The following is a 12646-nucleotide window of genomic DNA, read 5'->3' as shown; positions in this document are numbered from 1 at the left end:
TTCCGCAAGGCAGCTCTCGACTGGTCTGCCGCTCGATCGTAGGTCGGCCCTGTCGCGGCCGTATCCCCTAAACGGGACGCCCCACTCCCGTCTAGGGGCAGGCGATTACCTTGGTATTGACCGGGTCTACCAGGTGACGCGCAACAGGGACGGCCCCCGCACGATCACGCCGTATTCCCATTTGACGCCCTCGCGCCCGTCCGCGAACCGCAGATCCGGGAAACGGTCCAGGATCGCGGTCATCGCCTCCTGCAACTCCAACCGGGCCAGCTGCGCGCCGATGCAGTGGTGCGGGCCGTGCCCGAAGGCCACGTGCGGGTTGGGCGTGCGGGTCAGGTCGATCTCGTCCGGGTTCGCGAACACCTCGGGGTCGCGGTTGGCCGCGTGCAGCGCGGGCAGCACCGGATCGCCCGCGCGCACCACCACGTCACCGATCCGGATGTCCTCGGTGGCGTAGCGGGCGAACATGGCGGCGGTGTTGATCGGCACGTACCGCAACAGCTCCTCCACGGCGGTCGGCATGATCTCCGGCCTGGCACGCAACAGCTCCAGCTGCTCGGGGTTGGCGAGCAGGGTGAAGATGAAGCTGGGCAACGCCGTCGACACCGTCTCCACGCCGCCGGTCAGCAGACCCGCGCCCGCGATGGAGATCAGCTCGTTCTCGGTCAGCTTGTCGCCCGAGTCGCGCGCGTAGACGAGCGCGCCGAGCAGGTCGTCGGTCGGCTCCTCGCGGCGCTGCGCCACCAGCCCGGCCACGTACTGGTCGAGCTTGTCGCCGTAGACGTCGAGCACGTCGCCCTTCGCGGTCGCGTCGCTGACCAGCGCCTGCGTCCACTCGGAGAAGATGACGTGGTCCTCGGCGGGCACGCCCAGCAGGTCGCAGATCACCGTGACCGGCAGCGGCCGGGCGATGTCCTCGACCAGGTCGCCCACCTTGGCGTCGCCGCCGCGCGCGACCATGTCGTCCAGCAGCCGGTTCACCAGGCCGCGCACGCCCTCGCGCATCGCCTCCAGACGGCGCGCGGTGAACGCTTTGGACACCAGGCGGCGCAGGCGGGAGTGGTCCGGCGGGTCCATCCCCATGATGCCGTCGCCCATCTGCTGGCGGCGCATCCGGGGCTGGTCGAGCCCCTGGGCCAGCTCGCGGCTGAACCGGGGGTCGGTGGTCACCAGCTTCACGTCGGCGTACTTGGTCGCCAACCAGGCCGGTTCGCCGAAGGGCAGCTGCACCCGGCTCATCGGCTCGTCCCGTTGCAGGATGTGGTACTGCTCGGACACGGAGATCTCCTCCATGTCGAACGGGTAGGCGCGGACGGTGCGGCGCTGGGTCATGCCTGGCCTCCAATCGCGACGGTCTCGTGGTCCCCGAACGCCAGGGCGTCGTGGGTGGACTGGACGTGGGACAGCGCCGACATCAGCGTCGACGAGGTGAGCGCGGCCTGCCTGCGCTGCTCGACCACCCCGCGCAGCGGCAGCGACCCCAGCTCGGACCAGCCGAGCCGACCCTCCGCGTCCAGGAAGCTGCGGGCCTGGCCCGCGTTGTCCGGGTGCAGGCAGAACGGCACGTCCAGCAGGCCGCGCTTGAACGCGATCACCAGCGCGCGGCCGAGGTCCTCGTGGCAGTTCAGCACCGCGTCGACCAGCGCGGCCGCCTCCCGGTAGACCTGGTTGTCGGCGGCCACGGTCGCGCGGTGGATGGTCGCGCGGGCGGCCAGGTGGGCGTGTTCGAGGGCGGCGACGTTCTCCGCGACGGTCGGGATCCGGTGCGCCTCGGCGGTGGTCTTCACGATCAACCGCTCCGACCCGGTCGTCACCGCCAGCTCGGCCGCGCCGGCCAGCAGGCTCAACGCGCCGACCTCGGTCCGGGGGAACAGTCCCATGTAGGCGTAGATGACGACGTGCCAGGTCGCCTCGGGCAGCAGCTCCGCGCACAGTCCGCGCAGCGCCGACACGGCTTCCTGGTCCTGCTCCATATTGGTCTGTTGCGCGTAGCTGACCGAGATGCTGCGCAAGCCGCGCCGGTAGAAGAACAACGCCTCCAGCACGCTGAGCGCGACCAGCTCGCTCGGCGGGCACAGCTGGCCCATCATGCAGCCGCCGAACGTCTCCACGTGTGGACGCCCGCCCTCGGGTTCCGCCGCCAGCAACAGATCCGTGCAGAACGCCCAGTTGCGTACGGCCTCGTCCAGCGGGGTGCGACTGTAGGGGAGGCAGTAGGAGACCGGGCCGCCCTCGGTGGCGTGCAGCCCGGCGGCGATCATGGCACGGAAGATGTCCGCCGGGCGGGCCGAGCCGTGCCGCACCTGCACCGGGAAGTCCGCGTCCATCAGGCCCGCGAGCATGCCCCGGGTGACCTCGGGCGGGTGGTTGACGATCGGATACCCGTTGAGCGGCAAGCCGTTGCGCAGCGCGTGCTCGGCGGAAGCCGTGTCCCGGACGCGGGTGTAGCTGTCGAGGGTGAGCGTGCCGACCGTGACGGCCCGCGCCGACCTGGTCGCGGCCAGCCCGGCCCGCATCGCCGTCGGATCGCCGAACCCCATGCGCGGCTGCACCACCAGCGCCCCGGCGGCGTGGCTGCGCGCGACGAACTCCTCGAAGCTCACGCCCCGGCCCCCTCCGCGGGCATGGGCAACACCCCGGCGGGACTGGGCAGCGCGGCCGCGAACCGGCGGAACGAGCCGGAGCCCTGCTGGTCGTCGAACACCGCGTCGAACCCGGCGAGCAGCAGCTGCCCGGTCTGCTCCTGGGTGAGCGCGCCGCCGGTGCCGAGCTTGCCGCCGAGCACCACCGGCATCCGGCGCAGCGGGCGGCACCCGCGCAGCCGCTGGATCACCCGCAGGCCGTCCTGGTAGCCGTGGCCGTTGACACTGCTCAGCACCAGCATCACCGGGCGGCGGCTGAGGCATTCGTACTCCAGCAGCTCGTCCGGCGCGCAGGCGCCCAGGTTCACCACGTCGAAGCCCAGCTCGCCGACCAGCAGCTCCAGGTAGACCAGGTTCCAGGTGTGCGAGTCCGAGGCCATGCTGCTGACGATCACCGTGCCGCGCCCGCCCGCCAGTACCTCGTCGGCGCGGTCGGCGCGGTCCGAGTGCAGGTCGTGTAACCGCTCGGTCATGGCGCGACCTCGTAGACGCGCTGGTAGTCCAAACGGGACACCGACACGATCTCGCCACCGCGGACCACGACCTCGGTGGGCGTGGGGCGGCCGAGGAAGCTGATCAGGCTGGCGGTGACCCCGTAGGCACCGACGTTCGGCACGGTCAGCACGTCGCCCGCCGCCAGCTCGGGCAGCGGTGTCGCCTTGGCCAGCGAGTCGCCGGGTGTGCACAGTGGACCGACCAGGCTGCCCGGCCCGGTGGCCTCGCCGTCGTACTCGATCCCGACGGCGGCGGGCAGCAGACGGCCGATACCGGACAGACCGCCCACGGCGTTGATGCCCGCGTCCAGGACCACGAACCGGCTGCCCCGGCTCTCCTTGACGTTGACCACCCCGGCCAGCAGCGAACCCGAGCTGCCCGACAGGTACCGACCGGACTCGCAGGCCAGCTGCACCTCGCCCGACCGCCACTCCGGCAGGTACAGGTCCAGCAGCATCTCCAGACCCAGCCGCAGCTTCGGGTAGTCGGTGCGCGGACCCGGCACCGCGTACGGAGAGGAGAACCCGCCGCCGATGTCCAGCAGCTCCAGCGGCAGGCCCAGCTCGCGGCGCAGCTGCGCGGCCGACTGGAGCACGAACTCGTACTCGCCGAGCAGCGCGTCCTCGTCCTGGGCGTTGCTCATGGTGAAGAAGTGCGCGCCTGCCACCCGGGCCCCGGGCACGGCGGTGAGCAGCGGCATCAGGTCGGGCAGGGTCTCCGCGTCGATGCCGAACTGCGAGGGGCGGCCCATCATCCGGATGCCGGTGGCCGCGCTGCCCGCGGTGGTGTTGACCCGCAGCAGGATGGACGCGGTGGTGCCGTGCTTCTCCGCGATCGCGCCGACGTGCTGGAGATCGGTGTACGACTCGACCGAGAACAGCCGCACCCCGGCCGCCATGGCCAGGTCCAGCTCGACGTCGGTCTTGCCGGGTCCGGTGTAGAGGATCTCGTCCGGGGCGAACCCGGCCGCCAGCGCGTTGGCCAGCTCGCCGGTGGAGCTGATCTCGGCGCGGCAGCCGCCCGCGCGCAGCTCGCGGGCGATCTCCGGGTGCGGGTTGGCCTTGAGCGCGTAGTACAGGTGGAAGCCCTCGGGCAGCAGCCCGAACAGCTGGTCGCGCGACTCGGCGACGACGTCCAGGTCGTAGACGTAGGTCGGGGTGCCGAACCGGGCGGCGAGGTCGGGGTACATGGTCACGGGCGCGCGCCTTCCACGAGCAGGGCGAGTTCCTTGGTGGCGTTCTTGCCGTGCGCGGTCAGCGGCAGCTCCGCGACCACGTGGCAGAGCGCGGGGACCTTCTGCGGTTCGAGCCGCTTGGCCAGCTCGCGCAGCACGGTGGTGGGGGCCAGGTCGTCGGCCTCGACGACCACGGCCAGGTCGCGGGTCTCGCCGGGCGGGATGGCGGCGGCCGCGCGCACGCCGGGGATGTCCATGGCCGCGGCCTCGATCTCCACAGTGGACATCCGCACGCCCTTGCGCTTGAACATGTCGTCGCGGCGGCCCTCGAAGTAGAGGTAGCCGTCCTCGTCCAGGCGGCCGTAGTCGCCGGTGTGCAGGCGGGCCTCGCCGGTGGCGGTGCGGCGGAACGAGCGGGCGCTCAGCTCGGGCGCGCGCCAGTAGCCGGGCATCACATGCGGGCCTGCGGCGACGATCTCGCCGACCTCGCCGCGGGGCAGCTCGTTGCCGTCGGCGTCCAGGATGAGCACGCGGGTGCCGGGCAGCGGCAGGCCGGAGGCGCCGGGACGGGTGTCGTCCTCGTCCGGCGGCATGATCGTGACCCGCTTGCACTCGGTCTGCCCGAACTGCCGCACCACCCGCACGCCGGGGAACGCGTCCCGCAGCTTGGCGATCGTGGTGTCGGGCAGCGCGGCGCCGGTGTTGGTGATCAGCCGGACCGGCGGGGCCTGCTCGGTCTCCCGCTCGGCCAGGGTGGCGATCATGGTGGCCAGCGACGGCACGATCGGCACCACGGTGGCGCCCACCTCGCGCATCCGGCGCAGCAGCCGCAGGTCCGACTCGGCGTCGGCGAGCACGATCTCACTGCGGCCCAGGGTGGTCAGCAGTACCTTGTACAGGCCGTAGTCCCAGGACATCGGGAACCGGCAGAACACCACGTCGTCGTGGCGGTAGCCGAGCACGGCCTGGATCGCGGCGGCGGCGAAGGTCACCTGCCGGTGTGGCCCGATCACGCCCTTGGGCGCGGCGGTACTGCCCGAGGTGTAGATCAGCACGGCCACGTCGTCCAGGTCGACCTCGGTCGGCTCGACCGTCTCCCCGGCCGCGTGCGCCTGGACCACCTCGTTCCACAGTGGACCGAACTCGGTCGGGGTGAGCACCAGCACCGGCTCAGCGTTGGCCACCACGGAGTCGAAGTGGAACGCCTTCATCGCCGGGTTCACCGGCACGAACACCGCGCCCCGGCGGGAAGTCCCGTAGAACAGGGCGACCAGCTCGCGGTTGGTGGGCAGTCGCACCACCAGCCGGTCGCCGGGCCCGACCCCGTGCCTGGCCAGCACCACCTCGACGGCCCGGCTCCACGCGTCCAGCTCGGCGTAGGACCAGACCCCGGCCGCGTCCCGCACCGCGGCGGACCCGCCCGCGTCCGCGACGGCCGCGTCGAGCAGGGAATGGACGAGCGACCCGCCCGGGGTATTGCCAGAATCGGCCATGACCGCAACTCCCGTGGAGAATCGAGGAAACCGGGCGTCAACCACTCCCGCCGCACGAAAACTAACCGCGCCCGAGCACGCGGCCACACCCCTACAGCGCCCCTAACACCGAGGTCCGGGGCAGTGTGCGGAGACGTCGAACGGCCTCTGCGGTGCGCACCGCAGAGGCCGTTCCGGTGAGTGTGGACTCTGCTCAGCCCACGGGGACGGGGTGCAGGATCTCGTCGGCGCGGGCCGCGAGGGACTTGCGGTCGATCTTGCGGTTGCCGTTGAGGGGGAACTCGTCGATGTGCCGGTAGTGGCGCGGGATCACCCCTTCCGGCAGCACGTTCCGCAACGCGCGGACCATCTCGATGGTCGGCCGTCGCGCGCCCGAGTAGAAGACGAACAGCTCGGTGCCCACCTCGGTGTCCACCCCGAGCACCACGGCGTCCACACCGCAGTCGCGCAGGGCGTGTTCGACCTCGGCGAGCTCGACCCGCCACCCCAGAACCTGCACCTGCGAGTCCAACCGGCCCAGGTAGGCCAGGTCGGTGTCGTTCAGCCTGCGGACCCGGTCGCCGGTGCGGTAGTAGCGCTTGCCGTCCTGCTCGAAGAACCGCCCCTGCTCGTCCGCCGGGTCCAGGTAGCCCGGGGTCAACTGCGGCCCCGCGATGCACAGCTCACCCTCGTTCTCGACGGGGATGTCACCCTCGCCGAGCAGCACGTGATCGTGCCCCGCGTGGACCTCGCCGATCGGCACCACGCCGTTGACCGCGATCCGCGGCGTCGCCACGTCGTCCCACCGGTAGCCGGACACCGTGATGGTCAGCTCGGTGGGCCCGTAGATGTTCTCGACCAGGGAGTTCGTCGCGGCGGTCCGCCAGTCGGCCGTGTCGGCGACCTTCAGCGCCTCGCCCGCGAAGAAGCTCCACCGCAGCCCCGGCAACGCACCCGGTGCCAGCCCGCCCGTGCGGCGCACGAGGTCGATCGCGCTCGGCGTGGAGAACCACACCGTCAGCCCCCGCTGCGCGGCGAAGGCGGGCAGGTCACGGTAGGCGCCCGCGGGCAGCACGACCGCCGGGGCGCCCGCACCCCAGGCGCAGAACAGGTCGAACAGGGAGCAGTCGAAGTTGAGGTCGAAGGTCTGCGAGAACACATCGTCCGGGGTGAAGTCATAGCGCGCGTCCAGCAGTCCGAAGTAGTGGTCTAGCGACCCGTTGCCGATCCGCACTCCTTTGGGACGACCGGTGGAACCCGAGGTGAACAGCACATACCCGCTGTCCCCCGGCCCCACGAGCCGAGGCGCCGCCAACGCCCGCGACTCGCGCGGCCGCAGCACCGCCGGGTGGTCACCGCATTCCGGCGCCAACACCGTCAACGCCCGATCCCCGGTCACCTCGGACAGACGGGAGAGGCCGCGCTCGTCCACGATGAGCGCGTCCACCCCCGCCGCCTCGATCATCTGCCTGGTGCGGGCGGTCGGGAAGTCCGGGCGCAGCGGCACCACGGTCGCCCCCGCGTACAGCGCGGCCAGGATCCCCGCGTACGCGGCGACCCCTTTGCCCGCCCACACCCCTACCGCGCCCGCCCCGCTCTCGACCAGGGCACCACCCCAGGTCAGGGCCAGCTCGTGCAGCTCGCCGTAGCCCAGCTCACGTTCGCCCACGTGCACGGCCACACCGTGCTCGGATCGCGCCAGGCCGCGCTGGAAACGCGCGGCCAGCCCGCCGGTCGGGTTCGTGTCCATCGTCGTCCTTCACTGTGAATAGGGGTGCCGTCGCCGACGAGCGCGTTGTCTGCGGGCGGTCACGGCAGTACTGTCGAGAACAGAACCGGGCGGTCGGTTTTCCAGTCCGGTCGGTACCGAACAAGCGATCCGGAGTAGCCATGTGGGACAGCGCTTTCGAGGAAACCCTTCGCTCCTACCTCCCGTTCCTGCCCGCCGACGAGGCGCTCGCCGCGGACACCCCGCTGCGGGAGTACGGCCTCGACTCGCTGGCGACCGTCGAGCTGCTCTCCGTGCTGGAGCAGGACTACGACGTGCGCTTCGAGGACGACGCGCTGAACCTGGAGACCTTCGAGAACCCGGGCAGGCTGTGGACCACGCTGACCGCGCTGCAGCCCGCTAGTGGTGCGACTCAGAACGTCGGCCGTGTATCGGCGGGTCCACGGCGTGGCTGACGGTGCCGCCGGGACGACCTCGTACTGGATGTACTTGGTCGTTTCCGGCGGTGCCGTCAGGCACGTCGTGGGCGGGTCGAGACATGGTCGACGTTCTGGGTCGCACCACTAGCTGACCCTGGACGGCCCGGCACCTCGACGGCGCGGTTGCAGGGCCATCCGCGGGTTTACCGTGACCACCTCGAACCGCGTGCGCGCCGCGCGCACCCGGCCGAAGAGCGTGTCCGGGCCGGAGATCCACAGCTTGCCCACGCCCAGCTCCTCCAGCGAGGAGAGCACGGCGGGCCAGCGCAACGGCTCGACGATGCTGTCCAGCAGCATCGTGCGCACCTCGTCGCCGGTGCGCAGCACGGAGCCGTCCTGGTCGGCCACGATCGGCAGCAGCGGATCGTGGAAGTGCAGGCCGCCCAGCACCTCGTCCTCGGCCTTGCGGCGCAGCGCGCCGAAGGCCCGCGAGTGCAGCGGCGGCCGCATCGTGTAGAGGGAGAGCCCGCCCATGCTGCGCACGACCTGCTTGAGCCAGTCCAGGTTCCGCTCGCGCACCGAGACCATGTAGAAGTCATGGTCGATGTAGCACGAGATGTCGGACCACTCGCCGCGGCCCGCCAGGTCGGTGAGCGCGTCGGTGAGCTTCTCCCCCGGCGTGCGCACGAACGAGTGGGTCACCACGTCGGTGTGCTCGGTGGCGAAGAACTCGTTGAGGCAGCGGGCGAGCTCGGCGGTCATCCACACCGCGTCGGCGAAGGTGAGCGACCCGGAGTACACGCTGGCGGGCTTCTCGCCGAAGCTGGGCCCGGTGCAGTAGTCGGGGCTCATCCCGTGCTCCTGCTCGGCCCACTCCGCCAGCGCAACGCAGGTCAGCATGAACCCGACCTGGGCGTACTCGGAGTAGTCGCCCTCGGTCTCGCGGAACCGGTCGACCAGCGAGTAGCCGAGCCGGTCGTTGGCCTCCGCGATGAGCCTGCGGGCGAACGGGTTGATGAGGAGGAACTTGCCGAAGTCGGCGAATCGGCACGGGCTCATCCCCGGGAACACGACGGCCGAGCCCGGCCGCACGGCGTCATCCATGGCTGGCGACCTCTCTGTCCACGACCCGACCCCCGGTCGGGTGGATGTCCTGCAGGAAACCGAGCAGCACCGCGCGGAACCGGTCGGGTTCCTCCAGGTGCGGCACGTGGCTGGAATGCTCGAAGACCTCCCAGCGGGCGTCGTGGATCCGCTCGGCGAACGGCCGCACGGTCACCGGCGTGGCCTCGTCGTGCCTGCCGGAGATGACCAGCGTGGGCACCTCGATGTCGTCGAGGTCGTCCACCACGGAGTAGTCCGCGAGCGTGCCGACGACGGTGAACTCGCTCGGCCCGTTCATGTTGGCGTAGACGGTGTTGTTGTCGGCCATCTCCATGAACGACGCCAGGTAGTCCTGCGGCCACGGCTGCACCCGGCACACGTGCCGGTCGTAGAACACGCGTTGCAGCTCGAAGTACTCCGGGGAGTCGGTCGTGCCCGCGGCCTCGTGGGCGCGCAGGCCCGCGTCGACCCCGGGCGGCAGCTGGGCGCGCAGCACGTCCATCTCCTGCCGCCACAGCACGTACGAGGCGGGCGAGTTCGCGATCACCAGACCGCGCAGCCCCTCCGGCCGCTCGGCGGCGTGCCTGGCCACCAGCAGCCCGCCCCAGGAGTGTCCGAACAGGACGTAGTTGTCCGCGATGCCGAGCCGGTGCACCAGGTTGTCCAGCTCGTCGGCGAACAGCTCGGGCGTCCAGAACCCCGGCCCCTTGTCCGGCAGGTGCGTCGAGCCGCCGCTGCCGAGCTGGTCGTAGTGCACGACCGGCCAGCCCTCCTCGGCCAGCTCGGCCAGGGCCAGCAGGTAGTCGTGCGTGCTGCCGGGGCCGCCGTGGGCCACCACCAGGGCGGGCAGCTCGCCCCCGACGACGCCGGTGACCCGGTACCACGTCCGGTACTCCCCGAAGGGCACCCAGCCCTTGCCGGTCGGCGGCACGGCCATGCTCATCACCTCACTCGCGTAGGTCCGGCCCAACGCGGCCGGATCCACCTCTATGTCTAACCGGGTAGTTGTCGTGCGAACAGCCCCCTAAGGGGCATCTAAAGCGGGTCTAACCGACGCCTGAATCCCTATCGCACGGCCGGTTTCACCCGAAAGACTCGTTCCGGGGAACAGGGGTCGGGGACCCCTATCCGGCCGTGCCGGGTCGGTTCCGCGCCGGGGAGTCCGTACCGTGCTGAGGTGACCGGCTGGATTGACAGCACTCACGCCCGAGTTCGGAGTGTGCGCCGATGCGCGTCATGTTGATGGTCTTTCCCACGAGGACGCACGTCTACAGCATGGCCCCGGTCGGCTGGGCGCTGGCCGCGGCCGGGCACGAGGTCCGCTTCGTCGGCCAGCGCAACCCGCGCGAGGTGGCGCCGTTCCTGGAGACCGGCCTGGACGCGATGTGGTTCGGCGACGATCTCGACGTCGCCCACCACCGGCAGCTCAACGCCGACGGCGACAACGCCATGACCGGGCAGCACCTGATCTCGGAGAGCCGCCCCGAGCGCTACACCGAGCAGTACGTGCGCAAGGTCTACGCGGACTGGGTGGACGTGTTCCGCTGGACCACCCCGGAGTCCCTTGTGGACGAGATGGTGCGGTTCGCCAAGCAGTGGCGGCCGGACCTGGTGGTGTGGGACCCGATCATCTACGCCGCCCCGATCGTCGCGCACGCCATCGGGGTGCCGCACCTGCGCATGATGTACGCGGCCGACCAGACCGCGCGGATCGGCGCTCAATACCGCGACCTGCGGGCGAGCCAACCCGAGGACACGAGCAGTGATCCGTTCGTGGACTGGATGTCGTCGATGGTCGGCCGCTACGGCGCCACCTACGACGACACCCTGCGCCACGGCGTCAAGACGATCGACTGCCACCCCTCGTACCTGCGCTACGACGGCGTGGACGTGGACTACCTGCCCGCCCGGTTCATCCCGCTGAACAAGCCGATGGCCATCCCGAGGTGGGTCCTTGCAGAGCCCGCGCGACCCCGCGTGCTGCTGACCCTGGGCATCTCCAACCGCCAGACGCTGGGCGTCGAGGAGACGTCCGTGGGCAACCTGCTGGAGGGGCTGGCCGACCTGGACGTCGAGGTGATCGCGACGCTGAACGCGGCCCAGCTGGAGTCCGTCGGCACGGTGCCGGACAACGTGCGCGCGGTGGACTTCGTGCCGATGAACGAGCTGCTGGCGAGCTGCTCGGCGATCGTGCACCAGGGCGGCGGGGCCACGATCGGCAACGCGGTCGTCAACGGCGTGCCGCAGCTGGTGATCCCGGGCACGACCTGGAGCGAGCGGGTGTCGGCGGCCGCACAGGTCAAGCGCGGCAACGGGTTGCTGCTCGACCTGGCGGACGTCACCGCCGCGTCGGTGCGGCAGGGCGTGCAGCGGCTGCTGACCGAGCCGTCGTTCCGGTCCTGCGCGCTGGCGGTCCGCGACGAGATGGCGGCCACGCCGACGCTGGACGAGCTGGTGCCGGAGCTGGAACGGATAGCGCGGTGTCGGTGACCGAGAAGCCGGTCCGGCCGCACCCGCTCCGCGTCATCGGCTTCCTGTTGGCGAGCTTCCCCTTGCGCATCGCGGCGTTCGTGCTCGTCGTGCTGGCGCTGGTGCTCGGCATCACCACCACCATGCTGTGGATCGGCATCCCGGTCCTCGTCGCCGCCACCTCGCTGACCCGCGTCTTCACCGACCTCGAACGCGGCTGGTGCCGGGTCCTGCTCGGGGTCGAGATCCCCACGCCCCGCCGCCTGCCGCACGGCCCCGGCCTGCTCGCCACCTGGCAGACCCGTCTCGTCGACCCGACCACGTGGCGGGAGCTGAACTTCGTGCTGTTGGCGCTGCCGCTGGGCATCGTGGAGTTCGTGGCGGGCATCGTGTCGGTGGCGGTTCCGCCGTTCGGCATCTTCGTCGCCCCGCGCATCGGCGCCATGCACGCGGCGCTGGCGCGGTCGATGCTGGGGCCGGACCGGGCATCCCAGCTGGAGGCACGGGCGCGGCAGCTGAAAGCCTCACGGGCCCGGGGAATCGACGCCGTCGAGGCGGAACGCAAACGCATCGAACGCGACCTGCACGACGGCGCCCAACAACGGTTGGTCGCCGTGGCGATGAGTCTGGGCCGCGCCCAGTTCAAACTGGACTCCGACGACGCGGCAGGCGCCCGCGCGTTGATCGGCGCCGCCCACGCGGACGCGAAACTCGCCGTGTCCGAACTGCGGGACCTGGCCCGGGGCATCTATCCCCCCGTTCTACAGGATCGCGGCCTGGACGCGGCCCTGTCGTCACTGACCGCGCGAATGCCGTTCCCGGTGGACGTGAGCGTGACCGTCGAACCACGCCCACCGGCCCCGGTCGAGACCACGACGTACTTCATCGTCAGCGAGTCGTTGACCAATATCGTCAAACACGCCCAGGGCGCCGACCGTGCCGCAGTCCGGGTCACCCGGGACGACGACACGGTGGTCGTCGAGATCGTCGACAACGGCCAGGGCGGCGCGTCCCTGCGCCCCGGCAGCGGCCTGTCCGGCCTGGCCGACCGCGCCGCGTCCATCGACGGCGTCCTCACCGTGGTCAGCCCCATCGGCGGCCCCACGGTCATCCGCGCCGACCTGCCCGTCCGCTGGTAACCC

General features: G+C 71.1%; 11 protein-coding genes. 3 read left to right on the top strand and 8 right to left on the bottom strand.

Translation table 11 applies throughout. The features are described from left to right. Window positions 1-126: 126 nt before the first annotated feature. From C503_RS0106090 to C503_RS0106065, 6 genes are all read right to left on the bottom strand, one after another. A complete protein-coding gene (locus tag C503_RS0106090) occupies window positions 127-1332 on the bottom strand; it encodes a cytochrome P450 (protein WP_018681304.1) in 1206 nt (401 codons plus the stop codon). Next, the gene (locus tag C503_RS0106085; protein WP_018681303.1) at window positions 1329-2603 is read right to left on the bottom strand and encodes a methylaspartate mutase; all 1275 of its coding nucleotides are present in this window, start codon (window positions 2601-2603) and stop codon (window positions 1329-1331) included. Before C503_RS0106085 ends, C503_RS0106090 begins: the two co-directional genes overlap by 4 nt. After that, window positions 2600-3115, bottom strand: a complete 516-nt coding sequence (locus C503_RS0106080) for a cobalamin B12-binding domain-containing protein (RefSeq protein WP_018681302.1) — start codon at window positions 3113-3115, stop codon at window positions 2600-2602. Before C503_RS0106080 ends, C503_RS0106085 begins: the two co-directional genes overlap by 4 nt. Then, window positions 3112-4326, bottom strand: a complete 1215-nt coding sequence (locus C503_RS0106075) for a type III PLP-dependent enzyme domain-containing protein (protein WP_245572419.1) — start codon at window positions 4324-4326, stop codon at window positions 3112-3114. The genes C503_RS0106080 and C503_RS0106075 overlap by 4 nt, the downstream gene beginning before the upstream one ends. A gap of 2 nt (window positions 4327-4328) precedes the next feature. Further along, entirely contained in the window at window positions 4329-5804 is a 1476-nt protein-coding gene (locus C503_RS0106070) for a class I adenylate-forming enzyme family protein (RefSeq protein ID WP_018681300.1), read from the bottom strand. Window positions 5805-5997: 193 nt separating this feature from the next. Continuing rightward, window positions 5998-7533, bottom strand: a complete 1536-nt coding sequence (locus C503_RS0106065) for an AMP-binding protein (RefSeq protein ID WP_018681299.1) — start codon at window positions 7531-7533, stop codon at window positions 5998-6000. Window positions 7534-7673: 140 nt separating this feature from the next. Here C503_RS0106065 and C503_RS0106060 point away from each other — a divergent pair, with 140 nt between their 5' ends. Next, window positions 7674-7967 (top strand): phosphopantetheine-binding protein, encoded by a 294-nt coding sequence (locus tag C503_RS0106060; protein ID WP_018681298.1) that lies wholly within the window; start codon window positions 7674-7676, stop codon window positions 7965-7967. A gap of 108 nt (window positions 7968-8075) precedes the next feature. On the opposite strand, the gene C503_RS0106055 is transcribed toward C503_RS0106060, so the two are convergent. Both C503_RS0106055 and C503_RS0106050 read right to left on the bottom strand, forming a co-directional pair. Then, window positions 8076-9035: an ACP S-malonyltransferase gene (locus tag C503_RS0106055; RefSeq protein ID WP_018681297.1), complete on the bottom strand. Its 960-nt coding sequence runs from the start codon at window positions 9033-9035 to the stop codon at window positions 8076-8078. Beyond that, window positions 9028-9972 (bottom strand): proline iminopeptidase-family hydrolase, encoded by a 945-nt coding sequence (locus C503_RS0106050; RefSeq protein ID WP_033400298.1) that lies wholly within the window; start codon window positions 9970-9972, stop codon window positions 9028-9030. The genes C503_RS0106055 and C503_RS0106050 overlap by 8 nt, the downstream gene beginning before the upstream one ends. A 290-nt stretch (window positions 9973-10262) precedes the next feature. Between C503_RS0106050 and C503_RS0106045 the strand changes: the two genes are divergently transcribed. Both C503_RS0106045 and C503_RS0106040 read left to right on the top strand, forming a co-directional pair. Next, on the top strand, window positions 10263-11525 hold the full coding sequence (locus tag C503_RS0106045; RefSeq protein WP_026316008.1) for a nucleotide disphospho-sugar-binding domain-containing protein: 1263 nt from the start codon (window positions 10263-10265) through the stop codon (window positions 11523-11525). Beyond that, window positions 11516-12643, top strand: coding sequence for a sensor histidine kinase (locus C503_RS0106040; RefSeq protein ID WP_018681294.1), 1128 nt, complete (start codon window positions 11516-11518; stop codon window positions 12641-12643). The genes C503_RS0106045 and C503_RS0106040 overlap by 10 nt, the downstream gene beginning before the upstream one ends. Window positions 12644-12646: the final 3 nt, after the last annotated feature.

The organism is Actinokineospora enzanensis DSM 44649 (assembly GCF_000374445.1).
Classification (GTDB): domain Bacteria; phylum Actinomycetota; class Actinomycetes; order Mycobacteriales; family Pseudonocardiaceae; genus Actinokineospora; species Actinokineospora enzanensis.
Note: the sequence above shows the minus strand (reverse complement) of the source record. Positions and strands in the feature narration are given on the sequence as shown.

Bases quoted from the DNA above. Each gene is read 5' to 3' on its own strand.
- C503_RS0106045 (WP_026316008.1), top strand. From the start codon at position 10,263: ATGCGCGTCATGTTGATGGTCTTTCCCACGAGGACGCACGTCTACAGC.
- C503_RS0106080 (WP_018681302.1), bottom strand. From the start codon at position 3,115: ATGACCGAGCGGTTACACGACCTGCACTCGGACCGCGCCGACCGCGCC.
- C503_RS0106090 (WP_018681304.1), bottom strand. From the start codon at position 1,332: ATGACCCAGCGCCGCACCGTCCGCGCCTACCCGTTCGACATGGAGGAG.
- C503_RS0106050 (WP_033400298.1), bottom strand. From the start codon at position 9,972: ATGGCCGTGCCGCCGACCGGCAAGGGCTGGGTGCCCTTCGGGGAGTAC.
- C503_RS0106075 (WP_245572419.1), bottom strand. From the start codon at position 4,326: ATGTACCCCGACCTCGCCGCCCGGTTCGGCACCCCGACCTACGTCTAC.
- C503_RS0106060 (WP_018681298.1), top strand. From the start codon at position 7,674: ATGTGGGACAGCGCTTTCGAGGAAACCCTTCGCTCCTACCTCCCGTTC.
- C503_RS0106070 (WP_018681300.1), bottom strand. From the start codon at position 5,804: ATGGCCGATTCTGGCAATACCCCGGGCGGGTCGCTCGTCCATTCCCTG.
- C503_RS0106055 (WP_018681297.1), bottom strand. From the start codon at position 9,035: ATGGATGACGCCGTGCGGCCGGGCTCGGCCGTCGTGTTCCCGGGGATG.
- C503_RS0106065 (WP_018681299.1), bottom strand. From the start codon at position 7,533: ATGGACACGAACCCGACCGGCGGGCTGGCCGCGCGTTTCCAGCGCGGC.